This window comes from Serratia sp. CY47280 (assembly GCF_052168655.1).
GTDB lineage: Bacteria > Pseudomonadota > Gammaproteobacteria > Enterobacterales > Enterobacteriaceae > Serratia > Serratia bockelmannii.
Window position 1 is genome coordinate 675,078 of the sequence record NZ_JBJNMG010000002.1, and the last position, 16,491, is coordinate 691,568.

General features: G+C 40.3%; 14 protein-coding genes. All 14 read left to right on the plus strand.

The features are described from left to right. Positions 1-345: 345 nt before the first annotated feature. The 14 genes from galU (at position 346) to ACJ8J4_RS12815 (ending at position 16,472) form a co-directional block, all read left to right on the plus strand. The gene (galU, locus tag ACJ8J4_RS12750) at positions 346-1,242 is read left to right on the plus strand and encodes a UTP--glucose-1-phosphate uridylyltransferase GalU (protein ID WP_127146451.1); all 897 of its coding nucleotides are present in this window, start codon (positions 346-348) and stop codon (positions 1,240-1,242) included. 53 nt (positions 1,243-1,295) lie between these two features. Then, on the plus strand, positions 1,296-2,189 hold the full coding sequence (locus tag ACJ8J4_RS12755; protein WP_141997616.1) for a sugar phosphate nucleotidyltransferase: 894 nt from the start codon (positions 1,296-1,298) through the stop codon (positions 2,187-2,189). Positions 2,190-2,484: 295 nt separating this feature from the next. Continuing rightward, entirely contained in the window at positions 2,485-3,621 is a 1,137-nt protein-coding gene (locus ACJ8J4_RS12760) for a polysaccharide export protein (protein WP_141997617.1), read from the plus strand. 3 nt (positions 3,622-3,624) lie between these two features. Next, positions 3,625-4,059 (plus strand): arsenate reductase/protein-tyrosine-phosphatase family protein, encoded by a 435-nt coding sequence (locus ACJ8J4_RS12765; RefSeq protein ID WP_141997619.1) that lies wholly within the window; start codon positions 3,625-3,627, stop codon positions 4,057-4,059. Positions 4,060-4,075: 16 nt separating this feature from the next. Beyond that, positions 4,076-6,244 carry a tyrosine-protein kinase Wzc gene (gene wzc / locus ACJ8J4_RS12770; RefSeq protein ID WP_141997621.1) on the plus strand — a complete coding sequence of 723 codons (2,169 nt, stop codon included), beginning with the start codon at positions 4,076-4,078 and terminating at the stop codon, positions 6,242-6,244. A gap of 141 nt (positions 6,245-6,385) precedes the next feature. Beyond that, entirely contained in the window at positions 6,386-7,534 is a 1,149-nt protein-coding gene (locus tag ACJ8J4_RS12775) for a hypothetical protein (protein WP_141997623.1), read from the plus strand. After that, positions 7,521-8,723 carry a capsular polysaccharide export protein, LipB/KpsS family gene (locus ACJ8J4_RS12780; protein ID WP_197832361.1) on the plus strand — a complete coding sequence of 401 codons (1,203 nt, stop codon included), beginning with the start codon at positions 7,521-7,523 and terminating at the stop codon, positions 8,721-8,723. The genes ACJ8J4_RS12775 and ACJ8J4_RS12780 overlap by 14 nt, the downstream gene beginning before the upstream one ends. After that, positions 8,716-9,258 carry an acyltransferase gene (locus tag ACJ8J4_RS12785; RefSeq protein ID WP_197832362.1) on the plus strand — a complete coding sequence of 181 codons (543 nt, stop codon included), beginning with the start codon at positions 8,716-8,718 and terminating at the stop codon, positions 9,256-9,258. Before ACJ8J4_RS12780 ends, ACJ8J4_RS12785 begins: the two co-directional genes overlap by 8 nt. Continuing rightward, positions 9,255-10,346 carry a glycosyltransferase gene (locus tag ACJ8J4_RS12790; RefSeq protein ID WP_197832363.1) on the plus strand — a complete coding sequence of 364 codons (1,092 nt, stop codon included), beginning with the start codon at positions 9,255-9,257 and terminating at the stop codon, positions 10,344-10,346. The genes ACJ8J4_RS12785 and ACJ8J4_RS12790 overlap by 4 nt, the downstream gene beginning before the upstream one ends. 112 nt (positions 10,347-10,458) lie before the next feature. Further along, a complete protein-coding gene (gene kdsB / locus ACJ8J4_RS12795; RefSeq protein ID WP_141997629.1) occupies positions 10,459-11,232 on the plus strand; it encodes a 3-deoxy-manno-octulosonate cytidylyltransferase in 774 nt (257 codons plus the stop codon). Further along, positions 11,219-12,148: a KpsF/GutQ family sugar-phosphate isomerase gene (locus ACJ8J4_RS12800; RefSeq protein ID WP_197832364.1), complete on the plus strand. Its 930-nt coding sequence runs from the start codon at positions 11,219-11,221 to the stop codon at positions 12,146-12,148. Before kdsB ends, ACJ8J4_RS12800 begins: the two co-directional genes overlap by 14 nt. A gap of 26 nt (positions 12,149-12,174) precedes the next feature. Beyond that, positions 12,175-13,491 (plus strand): oligosaccharide flippase family protein, encoded by a 1,317-nt coding sequence (locus ACJ8J4_RS12805; RefSeq protein WP_141997633.1) that lies wholly within the window; start codon positions 12,175-12,177, stop codon positions 13,489-13,491. 77 nt (positions 13,492-13,568) lie between these two features. Beyond that, entirely contained in the window at positions 13,569-15,104 is a 1,536-nt protein-coding gene (locus ACJ8J4_RS12810) for a hypothetical protein (RefSeq protein ID WP_141997635.1), read from the plus strand. A 120-nt stretch (positions 15,105-15,224) separates the two neighbouring features. Then, on the plus strand, positions 15,225-16,472 hold the full coding sequence (locus tag ACJ8J4_RS12815; RefSeq protein WP_197832365.1) for an oligosaccharide flippase family protein: 1,248 nt from the start codon (positions 15,225-15,227) through the stop codon (positions 16,470-16,472). The last annotated feature ends 19 nt before the right edge of the window (positions 16,473-16,491 follow it).

Consider the following 16,491-nt stretch of genomic DNA (forward strand, 5'->3'; position numbering starts at 1 on the left):
GGTATGTGGCATGAGTAGTCTTATTCTGAAAACGGCTGACTGGGGGGATCTAAGGCTTGTATCACTTAGGCATTAGTATAAGAATCTTAGTCATATAACGGCAGTAACTAACATCGTTTGGTTATAAAGGCACCGATTTTTTTATTTTTTTGTGAACAGCATGACAGTTCAAACGAAGAATGAGTGCCGTTTTGCATAAAAATTACTGGCTCATACAATGACGCGGTTGGATGCGTCAATACAGTACTTTGGTAGCTGCAAGCCAAGGGCGGTAGCGTGCCTGATTGAATCCCCCTTGTTCACGCTGCACAGGTGAGTGCAGCGCTACGATGAATTGGAATGAAAATGCAAACAAGACTTAAGGCAGTGATCCCCGTTGCGGGCTTGGGAACCCGTATGTTGCCAGCGACCAAGGCTATTCCTAAAGAAATGTTGCCCGTGGTCGATAAGCCCTTAATCCAGTACATTGTTGCTGAATGCGTCGCGGCGGGGATTAAAGATATCGTATTGGTCACGCATTCATCGAAAAACGCGATTGAAAACCATTTTGACACTTCTTTTGAGCTGGAGGCCATGCTCGAAGCGCGCGTGAAGCGTCAGCTCCTGAGTGAAGTGCAAAGTATTTGTCCGCCGGATGTTACCGTGATGCAGGTGCGTCAGGGACAGGCGAAAGGGTTGGGGCATGCGGTGCTTTGCGCCAAACCAATGGTGGGTGATTCTCCTTTCGTTGTGCTGTTACCCGATGTTTTATTGGATGATTCTACGGCGGATTTGCGTAAAGAAAATCTGGCTAAAATGATCCAACGTTTTGATGATACGGGTTATAGCCAAATCATGGTTGAACCGGTGCCGGAACAAGATGTGTCCAAATATGGTGTGGTAGATTGCGCAGGCGCGACGATAGCTGCTGGAGAAAGCGCACCGATGACGGCGGTGGTTGAGAAGCCGGCCCGTGAGGATGCACCTTCCAATTTAGCGGTTGTCGGCCGGTATGTACTTTCAACAGAAATTTGGCCGCTGCTTGAAAAGACCGCTCCTGGCGCAGGCGACGAGATCCAACTGACCGACGCGATCGCGATGTTGATGAAAGAGCAAACGGTGGAAGCGTTCCATATGAGCGGTAAATCCCATGATTGCGGTGACAAGCTTGGTTATATGAAGGCGTTTGTGCAATATGGTCTGCGTCACGGTTCGGAAGGCGAAAACTTCACCCGCTGGTTGAAGCAGACGTTGGGAAAGTAACAGGTTGTCGCCACCGCGGCTGAGAGCGAACACGAGAATGAATGAGGTTTACCATGACGAAGTTGAAAGCGGTTATTCCCGTTGCCGGATTGGGCATGCGCATGCTGCCGGCGACCAAAGCGATTCCGAAAGAGATGTTGCCAATCGTTGATAAACCGTTGATTCAATACATTGTCAACGAATGCGTCGCGGCAGGGATCAAAGAGATCATCCTGGTGACGCATTCTTCCAAGAACGCCATCGAAAACCATTTCGATACCTCATTCGAGCTGGAGGCGATGCTGGAGGCCCGTGTGAAGCGGCAGCTGTTGGATGAAGTGCAGTCGATAACGCCAAAAGGCGTGACGCTGATGCACATTCGCCAGGGGCAACCAAAAGGACTGGGACATGCCGTTCTCTGCGCTAAACCGTTGGTCGGTGATTCGCCATTTGTTGTTCTGTTGCCAGATGTTTTGCTTGACGATGCCAAGGCTGACCTGAGAAAAGATAATTTGCCGCATCTTATTTCTCGTTTCGAAGAAACGGGCCATAGCCAGATACTGGTTCAAACGGTCGACGAGCATACTCTGCGTGAGTATTCTGTTGTCGAATGTGAGAATAACGCACTGCAACCTGGCGATTCTTCACGTATCAGTTCAATAATCGAGAAGCCGGGCCGCGATGTTCCGCTAAAATCAAACTACTCAGCCGTTGGGCGATATGTGCTATCTGCGGATATTTGGCCTATTCTCGAGAAAATTGAGCCGGGCGCTTGGGGACGCATTCAGCTGACAGATGCTATTGCTGAGCTGACTCAGCAGCAAATAGTAGAGGCCACTGAATTGGTTGGTGAGTCGTTCAATTGCGGTGAGAAGATGGGCTATCTGCGGGCATTCGTGACTTACGGATTGCGCCATCCTACGCAGGGTAAAGCTTTCCGTGAATGGGCAGAGCAGCTCTCCCTGTAAAGTTCATCAATTTTCTTTAAGACAGATTTGGAACAATACTCAGCCAGTTGCTGCTAAGTTCAGGCCAAAACGACAGAGCTTTGGCTGCTCTTTTTTCTTTAGGAACTATGCAATAATGCTCCAAGGAATTGAGTCTACCAAATCTGAATTCAACGCTTGCTCAATGAAAGTGCGTTTTAGGATGTCTTCGCGCGAACATTGATAACACATTTTGCTGAGTGCCGCAGTAGGTGCCATGGTTGGCTCGGGGCTTGGCATTACATGCATTTTTTACTTTGAAAGTGATGATAACTCGATGGCAAAAAAACAATGGAAACTGATACCGCTTCTGGTATCTATCAGTGTAGTTAGCGGCTGTACTATCGTGCCGGGCTCTCATCTTTCAACCAGTGGTAAAGACGTCGTAAAACAGCAAGATAGTGATTTTGATCTTGATAAGTTGGTCAATATTTACCCAATGACGCCTGGTCTAATCGATAAACTACGAGCGAAACCAGTGGTTGCGCAGCCTAATTCTTCGTTAGAACGCGAGTTGCAAAACTACGAGTATCGTATTGGCGTCGGTGATGTGCTGATGGTAACCGTATGGGATCACCCGGAGCTGACGACGCCGGCGGGACAATACCGCAGTGCTAGTGATACCGGTAACTGGGTCAACTCAGACGGGACTATTTTCTACCCGTACATTGGCAAAGTGAAAGTTGCAGGAAAGACCGTCAGTCAGGTGCGTAGTGACATTGCCGGCCGTCTCGCTCAGTATATCGAGAGCCCGCAAGTTGACGTTAGCATCGCCGCTTTCCGTTCACAGAAAGTTTATGTAACTGGTGAGGTCGAGAAATCTGGTCAGCAACCAATCACTAACGTCCCATTGACGATTATGGACGCAGTGAATGCTGCGGGGGGGCTGAGTGCTAACGCGGACTGGCGAAACGTGGTATTAACGCATAATGGCAAAGAGCACCGTATATCCCTGCAGGCATTAATGCAGAAGGGTGACCTCACGCAGAACCATTTACTGTACCCGGGCGATATTCTGTATATTCCACGCAATGACGATCTGAAAGTATTCGTCATGGGTGAAGTGAAAAAGCAGTCGACACTACGCATGGATCGGAGCGGGATGACCTTAACCGAAGCATTGGGTAATGCGGAGGGGATGGATCAGGCAATGTCTGATGCAACGGGTGTCTTCGTTATTCGACCTCTACGTGGAAGTGAAGGGAAGAAAATTGCTAATATTTATCAATTGAACGCCTCTGATGCTTCTGCACTTGTTATGGGCACAGAGTTCCAGTTGCAACCCTACGATATCGTCTATGTGACAACGGCACCTGTAGTACGCTGGAATCGCGTGGTAATGCAATTGGTACCGACAATAACTGGTGTTCACGATATGACCGAAACTGTACGGTTTATCAAACAGTGGAATTAACAAATGTTTGATTCAATCTTGGTGGTTTGTGTAGGAAATATCTGTCGCTCTCCAACTGGAGAGCGTTTACTAAAACAGCTCTTACCGGATAGAAAAATTTCATCGGCAGGTATTGGGGCGCTAGTAGACAAACCCGCAGATGAAAGTGCTGAAATTGTAGCGCAAAAGCATGGCCTAAGCTTGAAAGATCATCTAGGTAAGCAATTAACTAGTTCTATGTGTAAAGAGTATGATCTTATTTTGGTCATGGAAAAGGCACACATTGATGCCGTATGCCGCTTAGCCCCCGAAGTCAGGGGAAAGACAATGCTATTCGGCCACTGGTTAAATCAGAAAGAAATAGCCGATCCTTACCGAAAAAGCCGAGAAGCATTTGAGTTTGTGTATGATATTCTCGATGAGTCCGCCCAAAAATGGGCGCAAGCACTAAATCGATAGATAGCCAGGATTTCCAATGTCAGAAAAGAACCGTGTGAATCTTTCAGGAAGTGATAAAACCGAAGAAATTGATCTGGGGCGTCTATTTGGGGAGCTGTTAGATAACCGCTGGCTCATTATAGGCGTTACCTCCGTGTTTATCGCACTTGGTATTACTTATAGTCTATTCGCAACTCCGATTTATCGGGCTGATGCAATAGTGCAAGTAGAGCGAAATGTGGGTAGCTCTTTACTGAGTAATATCTCGCAAATCTTGCCTAATGGGCAACCTGAAGCCGCTCCAGAAATTGAGTTGCTTAAATCGAGAATGATTTTGAACAAAACGATTGATGATCTGAACTTGAGAACAATCGTTAAAGAAAAGCATTTTCCGTTTATAGGGAAAGGCATAGCCCGCCTGACGGGGCAGCCGGTATCAAACTTAGATGTGGCAGAGTTTATTCCATCAGATTCGTGGAATAGCGATTCTCATTTAGAACTTGTCGTATTGAATAAAAATGATTTTACCGTGTCTTTGGGAGATGGGAAGTCTGTACAGGGAAAGGTGGGGAACGTACTAACGATCGATGGTAATACCATTTTAGTCAACCGTATTGACGCTAAGCCGGATACAGTATTTTCTATAACAAAACAATCTGAACAAAAAGCATTCAGTGGGCTTTTGGACAGATACAATGTTGTCGACAAAGGTAAAGACACCGGGGTACTTGGTCTAACTTTAACAGGGAGTGACCCCGCCAAAGTTGAAGCAACACTAAATAGTATTCTGCAGAACTATGTTTATCAGAATGTTCAGAGAAAGTCAGAAGAAGATGCGAAAAGTTTAGATTTTCTACGAGTGCAGCTGCCTAAAGTACGAGTCTCTCTTGATACTGCCGAAGATAAATTAAATAAATTCAGACAGAAGAATGAATCTGTTGACCTTTCTCTTGAGGCGAAGTCAGTCTTAGATTCGATTGTCTCAGTCGATACACAACTAAACGAGCTGACATTTAAAGAAGCTGAGATCTCTAAGCTATATACCAAAGAACATCCATCATATAGGGCATTACTGGAGAAACGCAAGACTCTGGAGATTGAGAAGGATAAACTCAATAAGCGAATCAATGGAATGCCGCAAACACAGCAGGAAATATTGCGCCTTAGCCGTGATGTTAAATCAGGGCAAGAAGTTTACATGCAATTACTGAACAAAGAGCAAGAGCTGAATATTTCAAAAGCCAGCAAAGTCGGGAATGTAAGGATTATAGATTCAGCAATTACTCAAGAAGATCCTGTGAAACCACAGAAGGCAGTTATACTTTTCCTAAGTTTCTTCTTCGGTATTATTCTTTCAGTCTTCTATGTGTTGATCAGAGCCTATTTACACCGCGGTATTGAAAATCCAGAGGAGTTGGAGAGTATTGGTGTTAACGTTTATGCAAGTGTACCTCTTTCAGAGTGGCAGCGTAAGCGAGATCAAGAGTTTACGGCAAAAAATAAAAATAGAAATGCAGACTCAAATACGTTGCTAGCATTTGGTAATCCAGCTGATTTAGCAATTGAAGCTATTCGGAGTCTGAGAACTAGCCTGCATTTTGCAATGATGGAGGCTAAAAATAATATACTTATGATCTCAGGTGCAAGTCCTGGGATTGGTAAGACATTTATAAGCGCAAACCTGGCGGCTGTTGTCGCTCAGACTGGAACAAGAGTGCTTTTCATTGACTGTGATATGCGTAAAGGGTATGCGCACGAGTTGTTGGGGATTGATGGAAAAAATGGGTTGTCAGATGTTCTATCTGGTAAATTGACCGTCGATAGTATCATCAAAAAAGCGAATAATTTTGACTTCATAGCTCGGGGAATCGTTCCTCCAAATCCATCTGAGCTGCTGATGCACAATCGTTTCCCTGAGCTTCTTACATGGGCATCAAAGCATTATGATCTCGTTGTTGTTGATACCCCCCCTATTCTGGCAGTAACCGATGCAGCTATTGTTGGTAAACAGGCGGGCACGTCATTAATGGTTGCAAAGTTTGAGCAAAACACTGCCAAAGAAGTTGAGATCAGTATAAAACGTCTCAACCAAAATGGCGTAGAAATAAAAGGTGTTATACTCAATGCTGTTGTCAGAAAATCATCTAACTATTATAGTTATGGGTATGATTATTATGATTACAGTTATAAATCATCGAAAAACTGATTAGCAACTATGCCGACCACCCGGTTTAAAATACCGGGTGGTGTTTAAATTTTTATATTTTCTGATGAACATGAAGGATAAAACTTGAGCGGGAATAAATGAATAGTGAATTAATAAACTGCTCTCGTGAGGTGATTTAAAATGTTCAAAATAATTTCTTTTCTTGCAGTATTCTTTTTTTCATTAAGTACATTTAGTTATAGGGCAGCAGCTCTTGGATATTTTTTTCTTTTTCTGTCTATCGCCCCATTTTGGAAAAATACGTTGGTAGTAAAACGTAGAGATATTTTTTATTTTTTGCTTATAAATATCTCAGTTATTGCATGTTCGCTACTGCAAAATATCTACTGGATATACTATGTCAAGTTTTTGGGGATGATATTTTTTGCATCAACTCTCTATGTGATGTACACAAGCAACATAATTAAAATTTCTGATATTGAGTTCTATTGCAAAGCTTTAATCATTGTCAATCTCACATTTTTCCTTATTCAGCTAATTGCATATCAAGCATTTGGCCACTTTATCGATTTTAACAATATGGTAAGGGAACAGGAGAGTACGACGCTGTATGCATCGAGAGCCTTGAGTGGTTTCATACTTTCGATAAGAGCTACCGGTTTGTATTCAGAACCTTCGTTCTATAGCATGAGCGTTTTCTGTCCTACGATGATTCTCATGTTGTTAAATAAGAAAATAAATAAATATGTTCTACTGGGGTTGTTTAGTTGCGCATTGAGTTTATCTATAGCATCATTGGCTATTGTTGCATTGGCAATGATTATTCTTTTCTTTAGATTAAAGAAAAACTATTTATTAAAAGGCGCGGTTATCGCTGCTATTGTACTTTCGGCTCCTTATTTAGGTGATTTTTACACAAAAAGAATAACCGATGATTCTGATTATGATGCTATATCATCGAGGCTTTTAATCCTTAAAGAGTTCGAAGCACGCGATTTTATCAACGATATAGTTGGCAGTGGATTTTTTTGGGCCGAGGATGAGCCGATTGGTAAAATTGGGTTAAAAGGATATCATACTCGCGATTCATCGTTCTATCCCTATATTTATTTCTCCGGTGGTATATTTGGCCTGCTTTTATTATTATTCTTTTTGTCACGGCTGGGTCTGAAGAATCTTGACATCCTCTATGGAGTTATAATTACGCTGCTATTTAAATTCAATATATTATCTTCTTTCTTTTGGATATTTATCGTGTTCTGCAAAGCGTTGGTTGCTGAAAGAAGAAAAAATCGTTCAAATTTAGAGGATGAACATGACATCACATAAAGAAATAAGTATCTGTGTTATAGATTATGCGTTAGCCGGAAGTTTCTTCTTGCGTTTAGCAGCCTCAGACAAAGATAGAGAGTACATTTTTGTATCCACACTGTTAAGTACATATTTGGCAGCGCGAAAAAAACATGAAGCTTACTTAATATCGAAAGTAAGCAAAGTACAAGAAAAAGATAAAGTTACTAGTCTTCCTGTCAATAGAGTGAGGGAGCTTGGCTTAAATATTCTTCAGCATGAAAATGCAATGGAGTTCGCCTCCATATTACAATCTTCAATAAGAAAAATATTGGATAAAAATAAAAACAAGAAGGTAAATTTACTGACATGGAATGGTGATAACGTAATAGGTGCTGTAATGCGTCAAGCTAAACAAGCAGACAATACGGTTAGCCTACTTTTTTTTGAATTATCAAATCTAAAAGGAAAGATATTTGTTGATCCTGAGGGGGTAAATGCTGCATCAAGTGTGTATTTAAAACCTGAAGTATTGCAGAATATTCCATCTGTTGATGAAGGTATTCATGACGTTTGGCTGAAAGATTTTTTTGAAGAAAAAAAAGGGAATAAACTACTACCCCAAGCATCTAAAGGTAAAGAGATAACTCTTAGGCATCTAATTGATTTTGTCTATACAAAATTCTGGGGTTTTCAAACATTCCCTAAGAGCTCGATAAGCAATAGGATTAGAAAAAAAAGAACACATGAAATTAATGACGATAAGGTTATTCCTGATGAGTACATTTTTTTTCCCATGCAGGTGTCGACAGATACCCAGATAGTTCTAAATAGCGATGTTGACAATGTTGATGTGCTAAATCATCTCATTGAAAAAGAGATTTTACCTATCGTAACTAAGCCTCATCCTGCTGAATCGAACTTTGACTATATATACAAGATTAAAAATGAGAACCAAGGTAGATTATTTATCTCGCAGAAGAATACTTACGAGCTAATTAAAAACGCAAAGTGTGTATATACGATAAATTCCACAGTTGGAATGGAATCGATGTTATTTGATAAAAGTGTCGTATTTATGGGGCGTTCTGTATATTCAAATATGGGAACCGCTGAATTAAAAAAATACTTACATAATTACCTTGTAGACATAGACTTCTTCGATGAAAACTTTACTATAACACCTAATCTCATTGATAGTGTTTATTCAAGGCGAAATGATGGATAAATATATAGTTGCATTAAAGGTAGCGTATTCTGGTTGTCGAGTTCTACTAAGTAAGCTTATTTTTAGACGACAGTTTTCAACAAAGAAAATATTTTTCACTACAGACCTTCCACATATTAGATGTAGAGTCAATGGACGAATATACATTGGAAATGTGAAATTTAGAAATGGTTGTAGAATATTTTCTGATGGAGGCAAAATTTCAATTTCAGACGGTTGCTTCATAAATAATGATTGCTCATTCAATGCAAAGGGTAGGATTGAAATTGGCGAAAATACACTTTTTGGCGAAGGTGTGAAAATATACGACCATAATCATCGCATCGGAAATAGCTATGTTGTATCCAAAATTGAGTTTGATGTCTCAGATGTAATTATAGGCCGTAATTGCTGGCTCGGCTCAAATGTTACGATTTTGAAAGGGGTAAAACTTGCTGACAATGTCATAATTGGAGCTGGTAGCGTCGTTACAAAAAGTATTTTTGAGCCTGGAGTGTACATAAGCAGTAATGGAGGGTTGAAGAAAATAAAATGAAAATAATGCATATTATTGAGTCTTCAGCGACTGGCACTTTATCTGTAGTGACGATGCTCGCCAATAGTCAGATAAAAAATAATAATGATGTATATGTGATCTATTCGCGGCGATCCGACACACCAGAAAACATAGCCACACTGTTCGATCCAAGAATTGAACTGGTGGAGATTGATATGGCTATGCGAAAATTCCCTGCATCATGCATCCTACTAAGAAAAACAATAGCAGAAAAAAATCCTAATATTATTCATCTGCATTCGTCTCTAGCTGGTTTTGTTGGGCGGTTGGCTAATATAGGAAATAAAAAAAATAGAGTTATTTACAGCCCACATTGTATCTCTTTCATGAGGAAAGACATTGGAAAGGTAAAGGAGTATGTTTTTAAAACATTAGAGAGAGTTGCGAATTTCATTCCTTCGACCTATGTTGCTTGCTCAAAAAGTGAATACGAGTCAATAAAAACTAACCTTTCCATAAAGAATATAGAAGTTATAAATAATGCCTACGATGGCGAAGCTTCTTTTGAGTTTTCAGTTTCTGATTTGGGTCTTAAAAACAAAAAGAAAGTAGAGATAATCACTGTTGGTGGAATAAGAAACCAAAAAGATCCTACTTCATTTTCGCTTTTAGCAAAAAGTTTAACTAATAAGCCGGTTAATTTTACTTGGGTGGGAGATGGCGAAGATAATTTAAAGCGCCTTCTGCAGGAAGCTGGGGTGAGCGTTACAGGATGGCTACCTAAAACGGAAGTGATGAAGCTAGTAAGGAGATCCGATATATATGTATCCACGGCTAAGTGGGAAGGTATGCCTATTTCTATATTGGAGGCAATGGCATCCGGAGTCCCGGTGGTAGCGAAGAATTGTGCCGGAAATAACGATTTAATCGAAAATAGAAAAAATGGTTATTTGTTTGATGAGTTGGATGAGGCGATCGCGGCTATTCAACAGCTAATCGAGAATGATGAAATAAGAAGAAGTATTATATTGACTGCTCTCGAGGACATAAAAAGAGAGTACTCTCGGACAGGTTATGTTGACAAGATGCAATGTTTGTATGAGCGTCGCTTGGATACGTTCAATTAACCACTCGTTAATATGATTAAACCATAATTGTTAATTGGGTTTTTTGAATGCAGCAAACTGGTTTTATGAATTCAAAAGACGGCAAGTTTTTTAGTATAAGTAGGTAAGACTGATGAGTGTTTTTCCAGAAAATAGAAAAGTTAAGATTGTCATCCCAGCACGTCTATCCTCTAGTCGATTACCAGAAAAAGCGTTGCTCATGCTGCAAGGACATGCTGTATTTTGGCACGTATATAGACGCTGTATCGAGGCTGGCATCGAACACCAAGATATATATTTAGCAACTGATAGCGATAAAATATATAAAAAAGCAGTTGATGAAGGTATTCAGGCTATCATGACTGGTAGTCAACATATGTCTGGAACTGACAGAGTGAGTGAAGTTGTTGAACTTTGCCACTGGCCGAATGATACTTTAGTTGTTAATGTTCAAGGAGATGAGCCGTTAATTCCGCCACGACTAATCAGAGAGCTCATCGATTTCTCTCTCAAGAACAAGCAATTTGACATTTTCTCAGCCTACTCGAAGATAACTAATCTTGAAGATGCAGAAAATAATAATATGGTAAAAGTCGCAATTGGTGAGAGAGGAAACGCTGTTTATTTTAGTCGCTCTCGTATTCCTTTTAACCGAGATAAGCCTCTAGATATCAGCTCATGTGTCAAACATATAGGTATTTATGCCTACAGCGCAAATAGCTTAACTGCTTTTTGTTCATTGCCTACAGGAACACTGGAATCTTTGGAGAAACTTGAGCAATTAAGAGCATTAGAAAATGGAATGAAAATAGGCATGATGTACTTTGATGGAGATGTACATCATGGAATCGATACAGTTGATGACTATAACAATATCAAAAGGGTAATAGAGAATGAAGGCAATTGAAGTTGCTAAGAAAGTTATTAATACAGAAATCCGTGGGTTGGAGAGTGTGTTAGAGCTTTTAGATGAAAATTTCTCGGACTCAGTTGAGCTTATCTTGCAGTCGACAGGGAGAGTTATTATTAGCGGAATGGGAAAGTCAGGACTGATTGGTAGGAAAATTGCTGCATCTTTAGCGAGTACAGGTACCCCGAGTTTCTATATGCATCCCGGTGAAGCATTCCATGGCGACTTGGGCATGATAAAAGAAGAAGATATATTTATTGCTATATCTAACTCAGGGGAAACCGATGAGATGCTAAAGTTGCTTCCATTCCTGGAAGATAATAAGAATAAAATCATATCAATTACCGGCAGTGAGCAATCAACACTAGCCAGAAGCGCAGATTATCACCTGAATGTGTGGGTTCCTGAAGAGGCATGTCCACACCAATTAGCCCCAACATCTTCTACTACCGCTGCGTTGGTTATGGGGGATGCTCTAACTATTGCTCTGATGGAATTACGTAATTTTCGTCCAGAGAATTTCGCGAGATTTCATCCAGGGGGGTCCTTGGGAAGGAAATTACTGAGGAAAGTGCGAGATGAAATGGTTAGCTCTAACTTACCCATAATTGATTTGAGCTCAAGTATCATTGATGCAATAAAAGCTATCAGCTCAGGGAACTTGGGATTGGTTATTGTATGTGACGCCAAAAAGTTGTTCGGGATCATTACTGATGGTGACTTGAGGCGTGCACTTGATAAACATTCAAAAGAAATATTCGACCTGCGCGTTTTGGACATAGTAAAAACTAAGCCACATACCATTTCGCAAAATATTTCGATTAGTAAGGCCTATGACAAAATGGAATCTCTCAACATTACATCATTAATCGTGACTGATAATGAAGAAATTCTGGGTGTCCTTAAAAAGTAAGTCGTACTAGAAATAGGTTGCAGGAGATGGCTATTAAAATTTTTAAAAGTAGTGAGAGTAAGGAGGTTATAGTACACTCCATTATTTCACTTTTCGTAAGGGTTCTAAGTGTACTCTCAGCCTTTTTGATGAATTTGACGGTGGCTAGGGTACTGGGTGTTGAAGGGGCGGGTTATTTTCTCTTGGCACTAAGTATTATTACATTCCTTTCGACAGTAGGACGGTGCGGTTTTGACAACTTAGTTCTTAGGTTCTCAGGAATTTCTTCAGGGCAAAATACCACACTGATATCTAGCCAGATCTTAAAAAAAACCTTGTTAGGCTGTTTTGTTATTTCAGTGGCACTAGCACTAATATTGGCAATTTTCTCAAAGACTATTTCGGTAAGCTTTTTTTCAAAGCCAGAACTGGATCTCACTTTGTTATCAATTTCGCCAGGATTAGTAGGTGTTTCACTCTTTACCTTGTTGGCAATGGCTCTGCAGGGGCTTCGAAGAATAATTCTTTCTGTATTTATTCTTAACATTAGTGTAAACATTATTTTTATTCTTATTGCTCTTAGCGGGGTAATGCATTCAAGTACTGACGCCTCGCTTGCCTTTTCTGCTTCTGCGTTGATTACTGCTATTCTTGGTGGGCTTATATATCTTTCGATTCAGCGCAAAAGCAAAGAGGCTAATTTAACGGTGGTACTGGAGCAGACAGACATAGGATGGGGAACTGTGCTTACTTCAGCTATACCCCTGTGGACAGTTATCGTTCTGAGTCAGTTTGTCCAGTGGTCTGGGCAATTTTTGAGTGGCGGCTATGTACCTGCTGATGATATCGCACGTTTCGCTGTCGCACAGCGTACATCGATGCTGACAAGTTTCGCCTTAATGGCAGTAAATTTGGTTGTAGCTCCCAGATTCGCTGCATTCTATCATTCGGGTAAGCTTGTCGAGCTAAGGCGGCTTGCTATAATGTCGACTCGATTGGTAGTTGTCGGTGCTGCGCCAATGGTTATTGCTGTATTTTTTTTCCCAGATTTGATTATGAGTTTTTTTGGGAAAGACTTCATTGAAGGCGCCAGTTTATTGAAAATATTAACAATTGGGCAATTGGTTAGTGTGCTAACAGGATCTGCTGGCTACCTGCTGATGATGTCTGGACACGAAAAAGACGTGCAGAAAGTTTTTTTGTTTTCGGCCCCTTTAATATTCATACTTATAATGACGTTAACCCCTATCTGGGGGATTGTTGGGACAGCGTGGGCAACATCAATAACTATTTCGGTTCAAAGTTTAATTACAGTTTTTTTCGTTAAGCGAAGACTCGGATTCTACTCATTAGAGTTCAAGTAAACTTGATCAATCACTCAATTTTTTAGGCTGGTTAATAGTTTTGTTCAACATGCTCTTTGTTGACTTATAGAGAGGTAATGATGAGAAAGCTTATTTTATTGATTTCAATGTTTGGACTATCTTCGACAGCGCTATCGGCAGAAATGGTAGCGAAGAGTGAAGGTAATGTCGAGCCAGCCAATACTGCACAGCAAATGAACTATCACTTCGGAGTTGCCACTCATTTTGTAAGAAAAATGCGAAGCATGGCCCACTGGGATCCCGAGAAGTATATCCCAGTAATCGCTGCTATGAATGTCGGCTGGATTCGAGATGAAATCATGTGGGATAAGGTAGAGAAGGAAAAAGGTGTCTATTCCATCCCTAAAGAAGATCTCGAATGGATTAATATTGCTAATAAATATGGTATAAAAATCATTATTACATTTAATGGTAATAATCCGAATATATACAGCGATAATCAATTTCCTCCTGATGCCTACTCCAATGCAATTGCATATGTTGCCCAACAATTACAAGGAAAAATAGATGCTATTGAAGTGTTGAATGAACCATTCAATTGGTATGCAAACTCGTTCGCCCAGGGGACAAGGAATGCAGGAACAATTTATGGTACGGCCAAGGATGGTACAATCGAAAGCTGGATGCGCAACTATGTTCAGCTATTAAACGAATCAGCTGACAAGATTAAGGCAACGACTAAAGGGATAAAGGTCATAGGTCTTGGTGGATTTCCTGCAATGAACTGGCGCATGATAAGGTATGGGCTCAGCAAGAATGTTGATGGCATTACATTGCATCCATATAGCTATGCAACCACACCTGAAATAATGCCGTATCCTGACTCAAAAGCAAGTTTCAAGAAAAACGGAAATACTTTTATCTCTGACAAAGACGGGAGTTTTTCTGCACTTATTAATAGAATGCTTAATTTCTCCATTGAGAATGGTGGGCCGAAAAGCATCTGGTTAACTGAGTGGGGATGGACGACTAAAAAGAACTTTCCAATCTCAAGAGGAAATTTTGTTGGTGTTAGTGAGGATGAGCAAGCAGTGTATATACAACGGCGCTTCATGGAGTCTTTGGGCGTTGGAATTAAAACAAGCATCGTTTATTCTTTCATGGATGACAAGAATGACACTGGTATTGCAAGTCAGGTCAACAGCGAAGATAACTTCGGCTTGTTGCGGTCGGATGGGACCCCCAAACCTTCATATTATGCAGTACAGCGTTTGGCTTCGTTATCAGTCAACTTGATACCTGCTAATGATGTCAGTTACATTATTCAACAAGAATCAGCCAGACCAGATGATTCGCCTGCTAAAGCTTTTGATGGTACCTTGCTTTACGCACCTGATCGAGTGATATCTTACCAATTTAAAAATGAAAATAGCAATACGAGATACATAGCTGCTTGGTCGATGGAAAAATATAGTCAAAAGCCGCCTAGGCTTTCAAACTTAACTTTACCTATGTCCGTTAAAGGTATTGCTGTGACGAATATGCTTACTGGCACCAAAGTGGAGTATAATACAACTACTGTGGGTAGTCATAAAGTTGTGCATAATTTGCCGATCCCAGTCAATCCAGTTCTTATCGAGTTGCAAGAATAATAAGTTCAACTAAGCTTGGTGGTATATCACTCAGATAAAAGCGCTGATATGGGAATGTGATTTTTTTCATGTAAAATCTGGGTATGCCTTGATAGCTGATTTCATATTAGAGATGCCAACTTGAATATTTTAAAAAATTCGTACTGGATCTCTGCAGAAAAAATAGTGACAGTACTTGGCTTGATTTTTGTTACCTCATATGTTGCTAAATATATTGGGCCGGAAAATTTTGGCAAGCTAGCATTTTCTACAACTATTTTTGCAGTTATTCAGTCAATTTCTTTGTTAGGGACTGATAGTATCATTTTTAAGAGAGCATGTGCTAATAAAAATTCGTGCTTCAAGTTAATGAGCGCAGTTAAGAGATTACGTGCATTTATTCATCTCTCACTCTCTGCGCTTGCACTGATTTGGTTCTACTTTAACTCTGATTATCTGACATTTATTTTTCTTTTAGCTTCATGTATCTCTGTCTATTTTGTAACTCAGGATGTGTTAAGAGTTTTCAATGAGGCGACATTAAACTCCAAGAAAAATACACTGGCAAATCTAGTCGGTTTGGTTGTTGCCATTTTTTTTCGATATGTTATAGCCGTATTAAGTCTTGATCCGGCATGGCTAGCAGCTCCGATCATCCTCGTTTCATTGATACCTTATTTGATTAGAAAGTGGAATTACCGACTTCAGCACAAAATAGTTATTATTTCCGAATTTCAAAGACGAAGATATATATACTATACTCTGGTTGTTGGCGTGCCTCTGGCAATTTCAGGCATCTCGGTTACTATTTACACACGATTTTCGCAGTTTGTTCTTATCTATTATTATGGCGATAGTGAATTGGGTGTTTTCTCAGCGGCAAGTACGATCGCTACCTCTTGGGCTTTCATTCCATTATCAATTGTTACCTCTTACTTTTCTATTATTTATAAAGAAAAAGCAAAAGAAAATATCGAACATTACGTCCTACAAGCTAACAAGATCGCATTCTCAATATCTATATTAGCGGTCGTTGGTGTTTTACTAACAGGAAGGGAAGTCTTGTCCTTTTTGTTTGGCAATGCATATTTATCAGCTTACTATACGTTAGTGCTTCTAACTGTCGCATCACTATTCTCAGTTATGGGGGTTGTGTCATACCGCTATATTATAAAAAAATCTGGGTATCATTACTTATCTATCAAAGCACTGATGGTTACTATCACCAGCATTATATCGGCTATCTTTTTTGTTCCTGGCCATGGGAGTATAGGCGCAGCTTATAGCATTTTATTAACTGAGTTTGCGTCTTTAACTTTTTTTAATTATTTCTTTAGGCGTGGCGAAATTGGGAAAATGCACCTGTCAATGTTTTCACTAAATAAATAATTTTTTAAAAGGTGGTGTA